This window comes from Lentzea sp. NPDC036949 (assembly GCF_055608075.1).
Genome location: NZ_JBVJRA010000018.1, coordinates 101810 through 118490, shown reverse-complemented (window position 1 = coordinate 118490; position 16681 = coordinate 101810). Strand labels below are relative to the sequence as shown.

15 protein-coding genes are annotated in these 16681 nt (G+C 71.3%); 6 read left to right on the top strand and 9 right to left on the bottom strand.

Features of this window, described 5'->3' with window-relative positions:
- Nucleotides 1–91: 91 nt before the first annotated feature.
- From ACZ7CD_RS35595 to ACZ7CD_RS35585, 3 genes are all read right to left on the bottom strand, one after another.
- The gene (locus tag ACZ7CD_RS35595; RefSeq protein ID WP_470380616.1) at nt 92–1804 is read right to left on the bottom strand and encodes a tetratricopeptide repeat protein; all 1713 of its coding nucleotides are present in this window, start codon (nt 1802–1804) and stop codon (nt 92–94) included.
- 32 nt (nt 1805–1836) lie between these two features.
- Complete coding sequence (locus ACZ7CD_RS35590) at nt 1837–2445, bottom strand: class I SAM-dependent methyltransferase (RefSeq protein WP_470380615.1); 609 nt, start codon at nt 2443–2445, stop codon at nt 1837–1839.
- 87 nt (nt 2446–2532) lie between these two features.
- Nucleotides 2533–3240, bottom strand: coding sequence for a MerR family transcriptional regulator (locus ACZ7CD_RS35585; protein WP_470380614.1), 708 nt, complete (start codon nt 3238–3240; stop codon nt 2533–2535).
- Nucleotides 3241–3369: 129 nt separating this feature from the next.
- On the opposite strand from ACZ7CD_RS35585, the gene ACZ7CD_RS35580 reads away from it, so the two are divergent.
- Nucleotides 3370–3786: a hypothetical protein gene (locus tag ACZ7CD_RS35580; RefSeq protein WP_360391569.1), complete on the top strand. Its 417-nt coding sequence runs from the start codon at nt 3370–3372 to the stop codon at nt 3784–3786.
- Nucleotides 3787–3822: 36 nt separating this feature from the next.
- Here ACZ7CD_RS35580 and ACZ7CD_RS35575 read toward each other — a convergent pair whose 3' ends face one another.
- A complete protein-coding gene (locus ACZ7CD_RS35575) occupies nt 3823–5415 on the bottom strand; it encodes a PucR family transcriptional regulator (RefSeq protein ID WP_458431175.1) in 1593 nt (530 codons plus the stop codon).
- Between the two features lie 106 nt (nt 5416–5521).
- On the opposite strand from ACZ7CD_RS35575, the gene ACZ7CD_RS35570 reads away from it, so the two are divergent.
- Together ACZ7CD_RS35570 and ACZ7CD_RS35565 are read left to right on the top strand one after the other, a co-directional pair.
- Nucleotides 5522–6805, top strand: coding sequence for an aspartate aminotransferase family protein (locus tag ACZ7CD_RS35570; RefSeq protein ID WP_360391563.1), 1284 nt, complete (start codon nt 5522–5524; stop codon nt 6803–6805).
- Nucleotides 6802–8298, top strand: a complete 1497-nt coding sequence (locus tag ACZ7CD_RS35565) for a CoA-acylating methylmalonate-semialdehyde dehydrogenase (protein ID WP_458431177.1) — start codon at nt 6802–6804, stop codon at nt 8296–8298. The genes ACZ7CD_RS35570 and ACZ7CD_RS35565 overlap by 4 nt, the downstream gene beginning before the upstream one ends.
- 110 nt (nt 8299–8408) lie before the next feature.
- On the opposite strand, the gene ACZ7CD_RS35560 is transcribed toward ACZ7CD_RS35565, so the two are convergent.
- Complete coding sequence (locus tag ACZ7CD_RS35560) at nt 8409–10466, bottom strand: elongation factor G-like protein EF-G2 (RefSeq protein ID WP_470371026.1); 2058 nt, start codon at nt 10464–10466, stop codon at nt 8409–8411.
- Between the two features lie 247 nt (nt 10467–10713).
- Between ACZ7CD_RS35560 and pdxS the strand changes: the two genes are divergently transcribed.
- Nucleotides 10714–11607 (top strand): pyridoxal 5'-phosphate synthase lyase subunit PdxS, encoded by an 894-nt coding sequence (gene pdxS, locus ACZ7CD_RS35555; RefSeq protein ID WP_179953702.1) that lies wholly within the window; start codon nt 10714–10716, stop codon nt 11605–11607.
- A gap of 63 nt (nt 11608–11670) precedes the next feature.
- Here the strand turns inward: pdxS and helR are convergent, their stop codons facing one another.
- The 3 genes from helR to ACZ7CD_RS35540 all read right to left on the bottom strand — a co-directional run bounded on the left by helR (nt 11671) and on the right by ACZ7CD_RS35540 (nt 15177).
- Nucleotides 11671–13851, bottom strand: a complete 2181-nt coding sequence (gene helR, locus ACZ7CD_RS35550; protein WP_470371027.1) for an RNA polymerase recycling motor ATPase HelR — start codon at nt 13849–13851, stop codon at nt 11671–11673.
- Nucleotides 13852–13940: 89 nt separating this feature from the next.
- On the bottom strand, nt 13941–14555 hold the full coding sequence (locus tag ACZ7CD_RS35545; RefSeq protein ID WP_360391549.1) for an LppU/SCO3897 family protein: 615 nt from the start codon (nt 14553–14555) through the stop codon (nt 13941–13943).
- 67 nt (nt 14556–14622) lie between these two features.
- Nucleotides 14623–15177: a helix-turn-helix domain-containing protein gene (locus ACZ7CD_RS35540; protein WP_470380613.1), complete on the bottom strand. Its 555-nt coding sequence runs from the start codon at nt 15175–15177 to the stop codon at nt 14623–14625.
- 103 nt (nt 15178–15280) lie between these two features.
- Between ACZ7CD_RS35540 and ACZ7CD_RS35535 the strand changes: the two genes are divergently transcribed.
- Together ACZ7CD_RS35535 and ACZ7CD_RS35530 are read left to right on the top strand one after the other, a co-directional pair.
- Nucleotides 15281–15949: an AzlC family ABC transporter permease gene (locus ACZ7CD_RS35535; RefSeq protein WP_458431181.1), complete on the top strand. Its 669-nt coding sequence runs from the start codon at nt 15281–15283 to the stop codon at nt 15947–15949.
- Nucleotides 15928–16236 carry an AzlD domain-containing protein gene (locus ACZ7CD_RS35530; protein WP_360391540.1) on the top strand — a complete coding sequence of 103 codons (309 nt, stop codon included), beginning with the start codon at nt 15928–15930 and terminating at the stop codon, nt 16234–16236. The genes ACZ7CD_RS35535 and ACZ7CD_RS35530 overlap by 22 nt, the downstream gene beginning before the upstream one ends.
- Here the strand turns inward: ACZ7CD_RS35530 and ACZ7CD_RS35525 are convergent.
- Nucleotides 16233–16673 carry an Lrp/AsnC family transcriptional regulator gene (locus tag ACZ7CD_RS35525; RefSeq protein ID WP_360391538.1) on the bottom strand — a complete coding sequence of 147 codons (441 nt, stop codon included), beginning with the start codon at nt 16671–16673 and terminating at the stop codon, nt 16233–16235. The genes ACZ7CD_RS35530 and ACZ7CD_RS35525 overlap by 4 nt on opposite strands.
- Nucleotides 16674–16681: the final 8 nt, after the last annotated feature.

Sequence of the window (16681 nt, the reverse complement as noted above, 5' to 3'; positions counted from 1 at the left end):
CCACGGCGGCGACTGACCCCTCCTCACGGTCAAACATGATCCACATCCGACATGCTGCACGCCACCACGTTGATCATTCTGTTAGGACCTCTTAGCGGCAGCCCGTCTCCTCCATTGCGCGGATCATGCTGCGGAGTCGATCTTGTTTTTGTGCGTTTTCCAGGTCCTCGTAGACCGCCAAGGCCTTCTGGGCGTGGAAGATCGCTTCAGCGCTGCGGTCAAGGCGGTGAAGCGCCGAGGCGAGGCCGTGATGAGCGCTCGCGGTGAGCGAGTGGCCGGACTGGCTGCCCGCCAATTCCTTCAGCGCGCGCTGAAAGTGGTGTACAGCTTTATCGGGGCGATCCAACATCGCCCATGTGGAAGCCAGCACGATGGAAGCTGCGCCGGCTTGCTGTGAGTCGCGGTTCGCAGTCGCGAGGTCGCGAATTTCCTCGAAACCCTTGAGGAGCTCTTTCTCGCTGAACGCGATGAGGAAACTCGCGATAGCGTGTTCGCGGCCGAGCAGCTTGTCCGCGTTGTCGGCGAGATTCGCATCTTCAATCCGTTTTCGCGCAAGCTGAACAGCTGCGACCCATCCGGTTGCGGCGGAGACGAAGTAAGCCGGAGCTTCCGATCGGATTCGGGCGAAGTCGGCCAGCGCCCAAGCCAGCACGAGGGATTCCGCGGGGCGGCCGGACTGGTGAGCCATGGCCGCTGTCGCGATCAGTGCCTTCACGTGCGCTTCTGCCCACCCCACGCTGTCGGGATCCGCGTCGGCCAGAGCAGCGAGTGCGCGCTCGCCGAAGTGGCGGACCAGCCGGTCCTCGGCTTCGGTGCGCAGGTCGACCGGGTCGGCTTCGATGCTGTGCAGCGCGTAGTCCCGGATGAGGTCGTGGAACCGGTTCTGCTGGTCCACGAGACTCGCGTTGCGCAGGTCGCGCAGCATGCGCTTCGCCGTCATCAGGTCGACCTCGGCGAGCGCGGCGGCTCCTTCGACGGTCACCTCGTCGCCGGGGTGCAGGGCGAGCAGGCCGAAGAACCTTTGGTGCTGCTGTGAAAGCATCTGGTACGACAGGTCGAACGCGGCCCGGACGTCCCTGTCGTCGTCGACGAGCAAACCCAGTCGCGCCGAGCGGAAGTCAGCGGCCCAGTCGTTGTCCGGATCGCTCGCCTTGAGCGCCCGCATGATCGACAAGGCGAGCGGGAGGCGTCCGCACAACGTGGCCAGCTCGCGGTCACCGACGAGCTCTGCCGCGGCCGGGGCGTCGAGCACGCCGAGGTCGAGCGGGACCGCTCCGTCCAGGCTGGTGAGCCGATGGCGGCTCGTCACGACGACCTGGTGTTCCGCGACGATGAGCGGCCGGACCTGAGCGGCGGTGTGCACGTTGTCGAGGACGATCAGCATGCGGTCACGTGCGGCGACCAGGGAGCGGAAGAGAGCGGCTTTGTCCGCCTCGGCGGGCGGGATGTCGGCGACGCCCAGCGACCGCAGGAACGAGTCGAGGGCGTGGGACGCCGTCGTGCGCCGAGACCTGTCGTAGCCGTGGAAGTTCCAGAACAGCCGCCCGCCGGGGAACTCCTGGCACTCGGCGTGCCGCAGCACCAGCTCGGTCTTGCCGGTTCCCGCGAGCCCGGACACGACGACGAACCGGGTCGCGGCCAGCACCGCCAGCTCGTCGGAGCGGCCGACGAAGGCAGCGGTGGACGGGGGCAGGCCGGCGAGTGCGGTCATCGGGGCGGCCGCGTGCACGGCGTCGATGTTCACGGTGCCAATCTGGGTGGCCTGCACGGCCTGACCATGGTTGTTGCCGTGCAGTTCGTTCATCCCGGCATTGTGCCATCCGACCCCGAACGAGGTCAGCGCGCGAACTCGGCCACCCACCGCCCGTCCGCGCGCCGGATCGACCGCGCGCTCAGCCCGTCCGTCGCGAACGCCTCGACCTCGGCCAGCGTCAACGGCCACGGTGGGCCGTCCGGCTCCGGGCCCTCGTCCCGCGCCACGGCCAGCACCAGCAGCGTCGACCTCACGAGCGAGGCGACGCGTCCGGTGGCCCGCGCGTGCAGCGCCACCGGCAGCGCCTGCACGGTCATGTTCTCCACGACCAGGTCGAACGCGCGGTGCCACGCGGCCGGCGGGGCGAGCAGGTCGGCCACCTCGTAGGAGACCTTCGTCTGCGGGAACCGCGCGCGGGTCGTGGCGATGGCACTGGGGGAGATGTCGAACGCGGTCACGTCGAAGCCGAGTGTGGCCAGGTACTCGGAGTCGCGGCCGTAGCCGCAGCCCACGACCAGCGCGGTGCGGCCGCTGCCGTCGATGCCGTCGGCCCACTCGACCAGGTGCGGTTGCGGGGTGTTCTTGTCCCAGGGGACGGCGGCCGTGCCGGCGTCGGCCTCCACGTACAGGTCCTCGAACCACCCGGTGGGGTTGGCGGCGGCCAGGCGGCGGGCGTCGTCGTCAGCGGACATGACACCTTTCTACCGGGTACTTGCAGACGCCAGCGAAGCCAGGAGCGGGAGCTTGGGGTGGAAAAGGCGCAACAGCTGGCAACCTGCTCAGCGTGCCGCGCGGGCCTGTGCCAGGTAGTCGAGCAGCCCGTCGTCCGCGGGCCACCCGAGCTGCGCGCTGGTAGCCGCCCGGTTCTCCACCCACGACCGCTGCGCCGCCGCCTTGACCGCCGGGTCGTCGCCGGTGAACCGCGCGCCCAGCGCGTCCCACTGCCGGGACAGCTCGACGACGCGGGGGTCGGTCGCGGGGGTGCCGTCGGCCAGGTGGCCGCGCAGCCGGGAGACCAGGTCGAGCCACGAGGCCTTCAGCGCCTCCACGGCCTCGCCGCCCATCTCGGCGGCACGGGAACGCAGGTCCGACAGCTGGTCTGCGGTGAAGTAGCTCTCGTACACGGACATCAGCTCCAAAGTGGACAGAAGGGACTCCGGTGAGTCCTCGGTGAGCAGGCCGGCGATCCGCGAGCGCAGCGCCTCCACCTGCCGCGCTCGGGTCGTCAGGGCCGCCAGCTGCGCCTCGAAGAGCGGGCGCAGGGAGTCCGAAGAGGACAGTGCGGACCGCACCTCCTCCAGGGAAAGACCGAGCTGGCGCAGTGATCTCACCTGATAGAGGCGGCGGACGTCGGCGGGTGTGTACCGACGGTGACCGGACGGCGTGCGCTCCGAGGCGACGACCAGGGCGATCTCATCGTAGTGGTGAAGGGTGCGGACGGTCAGGCCACTTGCTCTGGCCAGGTCACCGATGCTCCAGCGGGTCACATGACGACGGTAGGACCTCCCGTGGGGTGAGGTTCAACCCCCGGATCACACGATCGAGCGCCTAAACATCCGAACCGGAACAGCCGATGAAATCGAAGATCGGTCCCCAAACCCAGATTGAGGAAAACTGTGTCTCGTTCCGGACTCCTCCGTGCCGCCGCCCTCCTCGCCGCCGGTGCGGCCCCGCTGCTCGCGGGTACGGCCAACGCGGCCGAGGCCCCCGTGCTCGACGGTGGTGTGCCCGACGTCGGCGCGGACCAGCTGATCTCCGACGCCAAGCGGCACGTCGACATCCTCGAGGTGGACAAGGCCGTCAAGCTGCCGACCGTGAGCGCACCGGTGGGCGAGAAGACGGCGACGCTGGCCCTTCCGCGGGAGCGCAGCGCCGCGAACCCGGTCGCGCCCGAGCTGGGTTCGCTGCCCGGCACCCCGAGCGCGGAGACGCTGCTCGCCGGTTCGCAGTTCGGCGGCCTGCAGACCCCGCAGCTGTCGGACCTGCCCACCAACACCGTGCTGTCCGGCATCCTGCCGACGATCAACGGCTGAGCAGCGCCCGAAGCGGACGGGCCCGTGCCGGAGTCGTCACGGGCCCGTTTCGTGCACCAGCAGCGCCACGTGGAGCGACAGCACCGACTCCGGGTCCTCCAGCGAGACCCCGAGCACCTGTTCGATCCGGGCCAGCTGCTGGTAGTAGGCGGTGCGGGAGAGGTGGGCCGCCGCGGCGGCCGCCGACTTGTTGCCGCCGTTCTCGCACAGGCACCGCAGCAGCTCCACCAGCCGTGAGCCCTGCGCCGCGTCGCGGGCGAGCAACGGGCCCAGCTCGCGGTCCGCGAACGCGCGCACCCGTTCGTCCTCGCGCAGCAGGTGCAGCAGACCGCGCAACCGCACGTCGTCCAGCCGGTGGTACAGCTGGGTTCCCGGCGCACGCAACGCCGCACCGGCCACGTGTGCTGCCTCGCCCAGCGAGCGGCGAACGTCCGTTGTGGACGACACGGTCGTGCCCACGGCGATCACCACCGCGCCCGCCGCCGTCCGGTGGACCTCGCGTGCGACCTTGCGCAGCACACCTTCCACCCCGACGGTCACGGGCACCGACAGCAGGGCCCGCACGGACGTGTCGTCCACGACGCCGACCAGTGCCGCGACCGTCACCCGCCGCCCCGCCAGCGCCGTGGCCTCGGCGAGGTCGCGCAGGACCTCCTGCGTCGCAAGCGTTTGCCCGTGCCCGCCGGACACCGGCCGGACCGCCACGCCGATCAGCTGCCGGCGTTCCAGCGGCACCCCCAGCGCCGCCGCCCGCGCGCCCAGGTCGGGTGCGGCGGGGGACTGGCCCAGCAGCTGCGCCAGCAACGTCCGGTGCGTCTGGCGTTCCAGCGACTCCCGGTCGCGCGCCACCAGGCGGTGCACGGCCAGCGCGGACGCCGCCCGCTCGGCCACCACGACGTGCCGGTGCGGGGGCGGTTCCGGCGACACCAGCACCAGCCGGCCCCAGTCCGCGCCGCGCGCGCCGACGATCGTCACGAGCCAGCCGGAGGCCTCGTGGTAGGCCGTCCGCTCCGCCACCGCCACCGCGCGCGAGCGCGCCGCCCAGTCATCCAGCAGCAGCACCGGGTCGTGCCCGGCCGCGTCGTAGGCCAGCACGTCGTGGCCGAGCGTCTCCAGCACGACCGCGAGCCCCGACGTGCGCGCCACCTCGCGCAGCACCTCGGACGGCTCGGCACCCGCGACCGTCAGCGCCGTGAACGTCTCGTGCACCTGCTCCGCGGCCCGCAGCTCGGCCAGCTGGGCGTCCACGATCAACGCCACCACCGCCTCCGTCACGGCCACGTACCGCGTCTCGGCGGCGAGGGTGACCAGCGGCAACCCGTGCTGCTCCGCCGCGGTGACCAGGGCGGCGGGCACGTCGTCGCGCCACCGCCGCCCCAGCTCCACGACCAGGCCCGCGCACCCCACCGCGGCCAGCTCCCCGACGTAGCGGGCGAGGCCCGAGTCGGGCAGCATCACGCCGGTCGTCAGCACCAGCTCACCGCCGCGCAGCAACGGCGCGATGTCCGCGATCTCCGCCACGTGCACCCAGCGGACCCGTCGCGACAACCCCGCCGACCCGGCCACCAGGCGCGGCTTTCCCTGCCGGATCACCGGGAGGGCGACGACTTCGGCGACCGTCGGGTACATGGACACAACGTAATGCCAACCAGCCGATCCGGGTACAGGTTGTGCATGGCGGCGGACCCGTCACCCCAGCAGACTCGCGAGCAGGTGGAGACCCCTGGAGGACGTGATGGCCCACAAGGAGCTGCTGGCACGACACCGCGCGGTGATGCCGAAGTGGCTGGCCCTCTACTACGACGAGCCCATCGAGATCGCGAGCGCCGACGGGCGGCGGGTGACCGACAGCGAGGGCACGACCTACCTCGACTTCTTCGCGGGCATCCTGACCAACGCCATCGGCTACGACGTGGCCGAGATCAGCGACGCGATCCGCTCACAGCTCGACACCGGCGTGCTGCACAGCTCCACGCTCTACCTGATCAGGTCACAGGTCGAGCTGGCGGAGAAGGTCGCGGAGCTGAGCGGCATCCCGGACGCCAAGGTGTTCTTCACGAACTCCGGCACCGAGGCCAACGAGACGGCGCTCATGCTCGCCACGCAGGCCCGCCGCAGCGAGCAGGTCCTGGCGCTGCGCAACAGCTACCACGGCCGCGCGTTCGCCACGACCGCGATCACCGGCAACCGCGGCTGGTCGGCCTCTGCGCTCTCGCCGATCAAGGTCAGCTGGGTGCACGGCGGCTACCGCTACCGCAGCCCGTTCAGGTCGCTGTCCGACGCCGACTACGTCAAGGCCTGCGTCGACGACCTGCGCGAGGTCATCGAGACCACCACGTCCGGTGACGTCGCGTGCATGATCGCCGAGCCGATCCAGGGCGTCGGCGGGTTCACCTCCCCGCCCGACGGCCTGTTCCGCGCGTTCAAGGACGTGCTGGACGAGTACGGGATCCTCTTCGTCTCCGACGAGGTGCAGACCGGCTGGGGCCGCACCGGCGAGCACTTCTGGGGCATCCAGGCGCACGACGTCGTGCCGGACGCGATGACGTTCGCCAAGGGTCTCGGCAACGGCCTCGCGATCGGCGGCGTGGTCGCCCGCGGCGACCTGATGGACACCATCACCGCCAACTCGATCTCCACCTTCGGCGGCAACCCGGTCTCCACCGCCGGCGCGCTGGCGACGCTGAACTACCTGCTCGACCACGACCTGCAGGCCAACGCGGCCAAGCTCGGCTCCCGGCTGATCGGCGGCCTGCGCGAGCTCGCGGAGCGGCACCCGGTGATCGGCGACGTGCGCGGCAAGGGCCTGATGGTCGGCGTCGAGCTGGTCGGTCCCGAGGGGGAGCCCAACCCCGGTGCGGCCACGACCGTGCTGAACGAGACCAGGGCGCTGGGCCTGCTCGTCGGCAAGGGCGGCCTCTACGGCAACGTCATCCGCCTCGCCCCGCCGATGACCCTCACCGAGGACGAGCTGGACGAGGCGCTGGGCATCCTCGCGCAGGCGGTGGCGCGCGCATGACCGGGCCCGGGATGATCAGGCACTGGATCGGCGGCAAGAGCTGGGCCGAGACGCCGGAGCGCACCGGTGACGTCTACGACCCGGCCACCGGCAAGGTGGCGAACCAGGTCGCGTTCGCGTCGGTGTCCGAAGTGGACGCAGCGGTCGACACGGCCGCGAAAGCGTTTGCGCAGTGGCGCAACGCGTCGCTGGCGCAGCGTTCGACGGTGATGTTCAAGTTCCGCGAGCTGCTCAACGCGCGCAAGGGCGAGCTGGCCGTGCTCGTCAGCTCCGAGCACGGCAAGGTGGTGTCCGACGCGGGCGGCGAGGTGCAGCGCGCCCTGGAGTCCGTCGAGTACGCGTGCGGCATCCCCACGTTGCTGCGGGGCGGTTTCAGCGAGAACGCCTCCACGAAGGTCGACGTCTACTCGATCCAGCAGCCGGTGGGCGTGGTCGGCGTGATCTCGCCGTTCAACTTCCCCGCGATGGTGCCGCTGTGGTTCGTGCCCACCGCAATCGCTTGCGGCAACACGGTGGTGCTCAAACCGTCCGAAAAGGACCCGAGTGCCTCGGTGTTCATCGCCGAGCTGTTCGCCGAGGCGGGGTTGCCCGATGGCGTGCTGAACGTCGTGCACGGCGACAAGGTGGCCGTTGATCGGCTGCTGGAGCACCCGGTGGTCAGGGCGATCTCGTTCGTCGGCTCCACGCCGATCGCGAAGTACGTCTACGAGACCGGCACCGCGCACGGCAAGCGGGTGCAGGCGCTGGGCGGGGCCAAGAACCACATGGTGGTGCTGCCCGACGCCGACCTCGACCTGGCCGCCGACGCCGCGGTCTCGGCGGGCTTCGGCTCGGCGGGGGAGCGCTGCATGGCCGTCTCGGTGGTCGTGGCGGTCGGCCCGGTCGGCGACGAGCTGGTCGAGAAGATCAAGTCCAGGATCGCCGACGTCCAGGTCGGCTCCGGGCCGTCGTGCGAGATGGGACCGCTGGTCACCGGCGCCCACCGGGACAAGGTGACGTCCTACCTGGACGCCGGGGTCGAGGCGGGCGCGGTGCTCGCGGTCGACGGCCGCGACCACCCGATCGACGGCGACGCGAGCGGTTTCTGGCTCGGCCCGACCCTGTTCGACCACGTCGGCACGGACATGTCGGTCTACACCGACGAGATCTTCGGCCCGGTGCTGTCCGTCGTGCGCACCTCGACCTACGAGGAGGCGCTGGAGCTGGTGAACGCCAACCGGTACGGCAACGGCACCGCCATCTTCACCAACGACGGTGGCGCCGCGCGCCGGTTCCAGAACGAGGTGGAGGTCGGCATGGTCGGCGTGAACGTGCCGATCCCCGTGCCGGTCGCCTACTACTCCTTCGGCGGCTGGAAGGAGTCGCTGTTCGGGGACGCGCACGCCTACGGACCGCACGGCGTGCACTTCTTCACCCGCTCCAAGGTGGTCACCTCGCGCTGGCTGGACCCGTCGCACGGCGGGGTCAACCTCGGGTTCCCGCAGAACACCTAGCCCGGCGGGAAGCCGCGGGACGCGGCGGCGTCGGCGGAGGCGGGTCTCGTGCAGACGGCCCGCCTCGGCCGCGCTCCCGACCTGCGCGTCGGGCTCGCGGGCGACCGGGCCTACCGGCTCGTGCGCGCCGCCAGTGCCTCGGGGACCGGGTCGTAGCGGGAGAACCGGCGGGTGAACGTGCCGGTGCCCGAGGTCAGCGCGCGCAGCTCGACGGCGTAGCGCAGCAGCTCGCTCGACGGCACCTCCGCGCGGATCACCGTGCGGCCACCTTCGCCCGCCTCGGTGCCGAGCACCCGCCCGCGCCGCCCGGACAGGTCGCCCAGCACCGTGCCGAGGTGTTCGTCGGGCAAGCGGATCGCGAGCTCGTCCATCGGTTCGAGCAGCTGCGTGCGCCCGGTGGCGGCGGCCTCCTTCAACGCCAGCGCGCCGGCGGTCTGGAACGCCGCGTCCGACGAGTCGACCGAGTGCGCCTTGCCGTCGACGAGGGTCACCCGGACGTCCACCACCGGCGTGCCGTCGTGCAGGCCCTTCTCCAGCTGCGCGCGCACCCCCTTCTCGACGGAGGGGATGAACTGGTGGGGGACCGCGCCGCCGATGATCTTGTCGACGAACTCGAAGCCGGAGCCGCGCGGCAGCGGCTCGACGACGATGTCGCACACCGCGTACTGGCCGTGCCCCCCGGACTGCTTGACGTGCCGGCCGTGGCCCTTCGCCGGTCCCGCGAAGGTCTCCCGCAGCGGCACGCGCACCGGCTCGGTGTCGATCTCCGCGCCGCCCGCCCGCAGCCGTGCCAGCACGACGTCCGCGTGCGCCTCGCCCATGCACCACAGCACCAGCTGGTGCGTCTCGGCGTTGCGGTCCAGCCGCAGCGTGGGGTCGCCGGCGACGAGGCGGTTGAGGTTGCGCGCCAGGTTGTCCTCGTCGCTGCGGGTGCGCGGCACGACGGCAACGGGCAGCAACGGTTCCGGCATGTCCCACGGCGCCATGAGCAGCGGCTGCTCGGGCGCGGACACGGTGTCACCGGTCTCGGCGGTGGTCAGCTTGGTCAACGCGCACATGTCACCCGCCACGCAGTACGGCACCTCGCGCAGGTTCGACCCCAGCGGCGAGTAGATGTGCGCGACGCGTTCGTCGGTGTCGTGGTCCTCGTGCCCGCGGTCGGCCATGCCGTGCCCGGAGACGTGCACCGGCCGTTCGGGTCGCAGCGTGCCCGAGAAGACGCGGACCAGCGACACGCGGCCGACGTAGGAGTCCACGGCGGTGCGGACCACCTCGGCGACGAGTGGCCCGTCCGGGTCGGCGGCCATGCGGGGCTGCGGGATGCCGTCGACGGAGGTCACGTCGGGCACCGCGTGCTCCAGCGGTGACGGGAACGCCCGCGCGATGCCGTCGAGCAGCTCGGTCAGGCCCAGGCCGGTCGCGGCGCACACGGGCATCACGGGGTGGAACGACCCGCGCGAGACGGCGGTCTCCAGGTCGGCGATCAGCGTGTCCTGGTCGATGTCCTCCCCGGCCAGGTACCGGTCCATGAGGGTCTCGTCCTCGCTCTCGGCGATGATCCCCTCGATCAGCGCGGCCCGTTCCTCCGGGTAGTCGCCGCCCTGGGTCAGGAGGCCGACGAGCCGGTCGCCCTCCTGCACGTACAACGGCACCACGCCCGCGCCGAACGCCGCCTGGCACGCGAGCACCTCGGTGGTGAGATCGGCGCGATGGTGGTCCGTGCGCGTGACGACGACCGCACGCGGCATGCCCACCGACGCACACTCTTCCCACAACGCCACCGTTGCCGCGTCCACGCCCTCGAAGGCGTTGACGACGAAAAGGGCCGCGTCCGCGGCCCGCAGTCCTGCCCTGAGCTCCCCCACGAAGTCGACGTAGCCGGGGGTGTCGATCAGGTTGATCTTGATGTCCCCGTGCCGGACCGGTGCCACCGCGAGGCCGACCGACCGCTGTTGCCGCACCGCCGCCGGGTCGTGGTCGCAGACCGTCGTCCCCTCCGTGACCGATCCCGCGCGGCTGACCACGCCGGTGGCGGCGAGCAGGGCCTCGGTGAGCGTCGTCTTGCCAGAGCCGGACGGGCCGACGAGCACGACGTTGCGGACCTTGGCCGGGTCGTCCACAGCGACCGCGCCTGCCGAGGTGGTGTTGTCGGAGCCCTTGCTTCCCATGGCGACCTCCGTCAAGTCGTAGTGTCCGATCTCACACCCGTTCACCGGTGGTCACAAGCCCGGAAACCCGACCGGGTGCCGCCCGGTGCGCGAACACAGTTCACAGCGGCGGTGGAGTGAGCAGCGTCACCACCTGCGGTTGGCCGGAAAGTGGCCTTCTGTTTCGTGGCTCCAGTGGCTTGGGTCAGGGGGCCACGTCGGACGTAGCCTCTGGGGACCGACTTCCCCTCGTGAAAGGGTCCCCAGGGTGAGCACTGACCAGGTCACGGGCACTGCCCGCGTCAAGCGCGGCATGGCCGAGATGCTCAAGGGCGGCGTCATCATGGACGTGGTCGACGCCACCCAGGCGAAGATCGCGGAGGACGCCGGCGCCGTCGCCGTCATGGCGCTCGAACGCGTGCCCGCGGACATCCGCGCGCAGGGCGGCGTGGCCAGGATGAGCGACCCCGACCTGATCGACGGCATCATCAACGCCGTCTCGATCCCGGTGATGGCCAAGGCCCGCATCGGCCACTTCGTCGAGGCGCAGGTGCTCGCGTCGCTCGGTGTCGACTACATCGACGAGTCCGAGGTGCTCACGCCGGCCGACTACGCCAACCACATCGACAAGTGGGCGTTCACCGTCCCCTTCGTGTGCGGTGCGACGAACCTGGGCGAGGCGCTGCGCCGCATCACCGAGGGCGCGGCGATGATCCGCTCCAAGGGCGAGGCCGGCACGGGCGACGTCTCGAACGCCACCACGCACATGCGCAAGATCCGCCAGGAGATCCGCCGCCTGCAGAACCTGCCGGAGGACGAGCTGTACGTGGCCGCCAAGGAGCTCCAGGCGCCGTACGAGCTCGTGAAGGAGGTCGCGCAGAACGGCAAGCTGCCCGTGGTGCTGTTCACCGCCGGCGGCATCGCGACCCCGGCCGACGCCGCGATGATGATGCAGCTCGGCGCCGAGGGCGTGTTCGTCGGCTCCGGCATCTTCAAGTCCGGCAACCCGGCCCAGCGCGCCGAGGCCATCGTGAAGGCCACCACCTTCCACGACGACCCCGACGTCATCGCGAAGGTCTCGCGCGGCCTGGGCGAGGCCATGGTCGGCATCAACGTCGAGGACGTCCCGGAGCCGCACCGCCTGGCCGAGCGCGGCTGGTAACCGGTCCCACGAGGAACGCCGAGGGGCCGCACCCACTCCGGGTGCGGCCCCTCCTCGCGTCCGTCAGCCCACCGGCCGCAACGAGCTCAACGCCTCCGGCAACGGGCCGTGGTGCAGCACGCCGAGCCGTTGCGTGGCACGGGTCAGCGCCACGTACAGCTCCGCCGCCCCGCGCGGGCCGTCCGCGAGGATCCGCTCCGGCTCCACCACGAGCACCGAGTCGAACTCCAGGCCCTTCGTCTCCGCGGCGGGCACCGTGCCGGGCACGCCGGGCGGGCCGATCACGACGCTCGTGCCTTCCAGGGCCGCCTCCGCCGCGACGAACTCCTCGATCGCCGCCGGCAGCTCCGCGGTGCTCACCTGGCGGGCCCACGGCTGGACACCGTTGGCGCGCACCGACTCCGGGGCCTGCACGTCGGGTGCGAACTCGGCGAGCACGCGGGCGGCGACGGCCATGATCTCGGCCGGGGTGCGGTAGTTGACCGTCAGCGAGCGGTAGACCCAGCGGTCCTTCACGTACGGGTCGAGCATGTCGCCCCACGTCACGGCACCGGCGGCGGTGCGGCGCTGGGCCAGGTCGCCGACGACGGTGAACGACCGGCCGGGGCAGCGCCGCATCAGCACCCGCCAGTCCATCTCGGACAGTTCCTGCGCCTCGTCGACGACGACGTGGCGGTAGGTCCAGTCGCGGTCGGCGGTGGCGCGTTCGGCGAGGGTGCGGGTGTCGTGCTCCACGAACCGGACGGCCAGGTCCTCCGCCCGCAGCAGGTCGGTGGCGAAGAGGTGGTCCTCGTCGTCCATGTGGTCCTGGCGGTTGGTCATGCTGTCCAGCACGGCCTCGGCGTAGGCGGTCTCGGCCTTGCGCTCCTCCAGCGCCGCCCGCTCGCGGGTCATCTCGGTGATCTTGTCGCGGCCCAGCAGGTCGTGCAGCTCGTCGAGCAGCGGCACGTCCGAGACCGTCCACGCGGCACCGTCGGCGCGCAGCAGCGCCGGGTCGCCGCCGGCCGCGGCCAGCAGGTCGGGTGAGGACAGCAGCGACGACAGCAGGGACTGCGGCGTCAGCACCGGCCACAGCTCGTCCACCGCGGCCAGGAACCGGTCGTCCTCCGCCAGGTCCTTCAGCAGGCCGGACCGCATGTCCTCCCAGCCCTGCTTGTCCTCGCGCGACAGCCAGCCCTTGCCGATGCGGGCGATCGCGCGCTCGGTCAGCACGTAGGTGACGATCTCCACGAACGTCGCGCGCGCCTCGTTGTGCGGCAGCCCGGTGTCGCGGGCCTCCTGGCGGGCCCACTCGGCGGTCTCGGCGTTGATGTGGACGGTGACGTCCTTCAGGCCGACGGGGATCGGCTCCTCCGGCAGGCGCTGGCGGCCGGCGATCGCGGCCGCGAGCACGTCGAGCATCTTCAGCGACCCCTTGAGCCGCGCGGCGTCCGCCGGGTCCTCCGCGGTGACCTTCAGGCCGGGCACGAAGTCGCCGGTGGTCATGAACACCACGTCGGACTCGCCCAGCGACGGCAGCACCCGCCCGATGTGGGTGAGGAACGCCGGGTTCGGGCCCACGACGAGCACGCCGTGGCGTTCCATCCGCTCCCGCTGCGTGTAGAGCAGGTACGCGACGCGGTGCAGCGCCACGACCGTCTTGCCGGTGCCGGGCCCGCCCTCGATCACCAGCACACCGGGGTGCTCGAGCCGGATGATCGCGTCCTGCTCGGCCTGGATCGTCGCCACGATGTCGCGCATGCCCTCGCCGCGCGGCGCGTTGACCGCCGCCAGCAGTGCCGCGTCCCCGCGCTCGCCGGCGTCGGGCCGGCCGAAGACCTCGTCGGTGAAGCCGACCAGCGCGCGCCGGTTCGTGTGGAACTGGCGCCGCCGCCGCATGCCCTCGGAGTTCGCGCCCGTGGCCGTGTAGAACGGCCGCGCGGACGGCGCCCGCCAGTCCAGCAGCACCGGCTCGAAGTCGCGCTCCTCGTCGAAGATGCCGATGCGGCCGATGTAGGACACCTCGCCGTCGAGGCTGTCGAGCCGCCCGAAGCACAGGCCGTCGTCGGCCACCTCCAGCCGCTTCATCTCCTTGTGCCGGGCGCGCACCTCCTGGTCGCGCTCCATGACGGTGCCGCCGGTGCCGCGCAACGCGCTGGTGAACGCCCCCTTCACGCGCGCACGGTCGGCATCCAGCCGTGCGTACAGATCAGCAACGTAGGCGCGCTCGGACTGCAGTTCTGCTTCGTACCCCTGGTTTGACACGTGTTCCCCAAGCGCCTGGTTGTGGCTTAGCGCGATGAGTTTGAGGGATGAACGGGGGCTTGTGGCAAGGGCCCCTGTCTGCTATATGGTTAAGTGGGCCGGGAGAAGCAGTAGGTCGTCCTGGTCTCCGGGTAGACCAGCGCCTGCCGGACGTCCGTCCCGCACGCGGCCCCGTCGGCGGTGTTCGCCAGCACCCTCACCCGCAAGCCCACCCCGGTGCACTCGACCGCCGCCAGGTCGGTCTTGAGCGTGAAGAACTCGTAGCACCGGCCGTCGGCGAACACCGGCACGAGGCACACGCCCAGCCGGCCGCTGTAGCGGTACCGCGCGTAGTTGTCCTTCTTCGAGCCGCTCGCCGCACCGCAGTCCTCGCCCTGGCGCTGCAGGCTGCCGACCACGTAGTTGTGGGCGCCCGCCGCGCAGTCGACCGGCGTGTAGGTCGAGTCGAGCATGCCGCCCGCCACCCGCGCACAGTCGCCGAGGCGCGGCTCGTTCACGTCCTGCGGCGGCGTCCACGGCGTCGTGCTCGTCGGCGCGGCTTGGGTCTCGGGTGCCGGTTTCGTTGCCACGTAGTAGAAGGCGACGCCCAGCACGACGACGAGCGCGGCACCGGCGACCAGTGCGGCGCGGGCGATCCTGGCCGAACGCCGCTCCGGCGCCAGGTCGGGTTCCTCGGGCGAGAAGCTCGCGAACGGATCAGACATGTGTCCCCCCAGACGGTTTCCGGGGCGGAGTGTAGTTCGCGGACCGCGCCGCCACGGCGCTGCCGGGCTACGCGGTGTGCTCCATCACCATCACGGCCGTCGTGCCCGGCTCCAGCGCCTTGCAGATGTGCGGCAGGTCTCCCGGGTACACGATGTAGTCGCCCGGCCCGAGCTCGACCGGGTCGCTGGCGAGGCCCGCGAGGCAGCGGCCGGTCGCCACGATCATGTGCTCGACGCTGCCCGGCACGTGCGGCTCCGACTCGCGGGCGCCGCCCGGTTCGAGCGCCAGCCAGTAGAGGTCGTGCTTGGTGCCGGGGCGGCAGGCGGCGAGCAGCGTCGCGGAGTAGTGCGCGCGCTCGGAGTGGATGACCGGCCCTTGGCCCGCGCGGATCACCTGGACGCGGGGGACGCCGGATTCGACGAGCTGGCTGAACGGCACGCCCAGCGCGACGCCGAGCGCCCACAGGGTCTCCACGCTGGGGTTGCCGGCGCCGGACTCCAGCTGCGACAGCGTCGACTTCGCGATGCCCGCCTTCTTGGCCAGCTCGCTCAGGGACATGCCGCTGCGGTCGCGCTCCCGCCGGAGGTTGGCCGCGATGAGGTCGAGTGGTGCGTTCGACACAGAAGTCCATCCGTTCGTCTTGACGAACACCGATCCCGGGTGTTCATCTTATCGGGTGGTCCGTTCGATTTGGCGAACTCTGGATGCAGTCCTCCTGCGCGACGTGACCGCGGTGGCCCTCGGCGCCGCGGTGACCGGCGCCAGCTTCGGTGCGATCTCGGTGGGCTCCGGCCTGGCGTGGTGGGTGCCGGTGCTGATGTCGCTGCTGGTCTTCGCGGGTGGCTCGCAGTTCATGGCGGTGGGCGTGGTCGCCGCCGGCGGCAGCCCCGCCGCCGCGGTGCTGGCCGGTCTCGTGCTGAACGCTCGGCACCTGCCATTCGGCCTCGCGGTCGGGGACGTGCTCGGCAAGAGCCCGCTCGCCCGCGTCGTCGGCAGCCACCTGCTGATCGACGAGTCCACCGCGTTCGCCATGGCGCAGAAGGACCCCGCACGCGCACGGGCTGCCTACTGGGCGTGCGGCGTGGCGTTGTTCTTCAGTTGGAACACCGGCGTGCTCATCGGCGCGCTCGTGGGGCAGGCGATCGGGGACACGGCGGCGTTCGGCCTGGACGCGGCCTTCCCGGCGGCGCTGCTCGCCCTCACGCTCCCGGCCCTGAAGGACGCGGCGACGCGCAACGCGGCACTCGCCGGCGCCGTCATCGCGCTGGCGACGACGCCGTTCCTGCCCGCCGGTGTGCCCGTGCTGCTCGCGCTGGCAGGGCTCTTCGCGTTCCGCGCCCCGAAGAAGAAGACACCGACGAAGGAGGAGCCGTGCCCGTCACCGCGATCCTGATCCTGGCCGCCGGCACCTTCGCCATCCGCTTCGCCGGGCCGGTGCTGCGCGACCGAGTGACGCTGCCGGAGCGGGTCCGCGAGCTGATGTCCGCCTCCGCCACCGTGCTGCTGGTCGCCTTGGTGGCGATCTCGGCGCTGACGAGCGGAAAGCAGTTCGGCGGCTGGGCGCTCGCCGCCGGAGTGGCGGTCGGCGGTCTCGCGGCGTGGCGGAAACTGCCTTTTGTCGCAGTAATCGTCCTGGCCGCCGCGACCACCGCGGGACTGCGGTGGCTCGGCGTGGCCTAATGCTTTCTGATGTGCGAGAAAAGCAGGTTCGTGTGCACTTCGGTCACCTCTCGCCGACTGGTGAACTTGTCGAGCACGAGCCGTTGCAGATGAGCGACGTCGGACACCGCGACGTGCACCAGGAAATCCTCCGGACCCGTCACGTGGGAGAGCGCGAGCGTTTCCGGCAGGCCCAGCACGTACGCCATGAACGGGTCGACGATCTCCTTCGTGTGCGGCCGGATCTTCACCGCGAGCATCGCCTGGACGTGCTGCCCGACCGCGCTCGGGTCGACCTCGGCGTGGTAGCCGGTGATCACGCCGCGCTCCCGCAGCGCCCGGTGCCGGACCACGGCCGTGGACTGCGCGACGTTCACGCGTTCGGCCAGGTCCTTGTTCTGCAGCCGCGCGTCCTTCCGCAGCTCCCGCACGATGGCCTCGTCGATCGAATCCAGCACGGCGAATC

Excerpts from the sequence above, each read along its gene's own strand:
- ACZ7CD_RS35565 (WP_458431177.1), top strand. The coding sequence starts at position 6,802 with ATGACCGGGCCCGGGATGATCAGGCACTGGATCGGCGGCAAGAGCTGG.
- ACZ7CD_RS35590 (WP_470380615.1), bottom strand. The coding sequence starts at position 2,445 with ATGTCCGCTGACGACGACGCCCGCCGCCTGGCCGCCGCCAACCCCACC.
- ACZ7CD_RS35575 (WP_458431175.1), bottom strand. The coding sequence starts at position 5,415 with ATGTACCCGACGGTCGCCGAAGTCGTCGCCCTCCCGGTGATCCGGCAG.
- ACZ7CD_RS35570 (WP_360391563.1), top strand. The coding sequence starts at position 5,522 with ATGGCCCACAAGGAGCTGCTGGCACGACACCGCGCGGTGATGCCGAAG.
- ACZ7CD_RS35545 (WP_360391549.1), bottom strand. The coding sequence starts at position 14,555 with ATGTCTGATCCGTTCGCGAGCTTCTCGCCCGAGGAACCCGACCTGGCG.
- ACZ7CD_RS35560 (WP_470371026.1), bottom strand. The coding sequence starts at position 10,466 with ATGGGAAGCAAGGGCTCCGACAACACCACCTCGGCAGGCGCGGTCGCT.
- ACZ7CD_RS35595 (WP_470380616.1), bottom strand. The coding sequence starts at position 1,804 with ATGAACGAACTGCACGGCAACAACCATGGTCAGGCCGTGCAGGCCACC.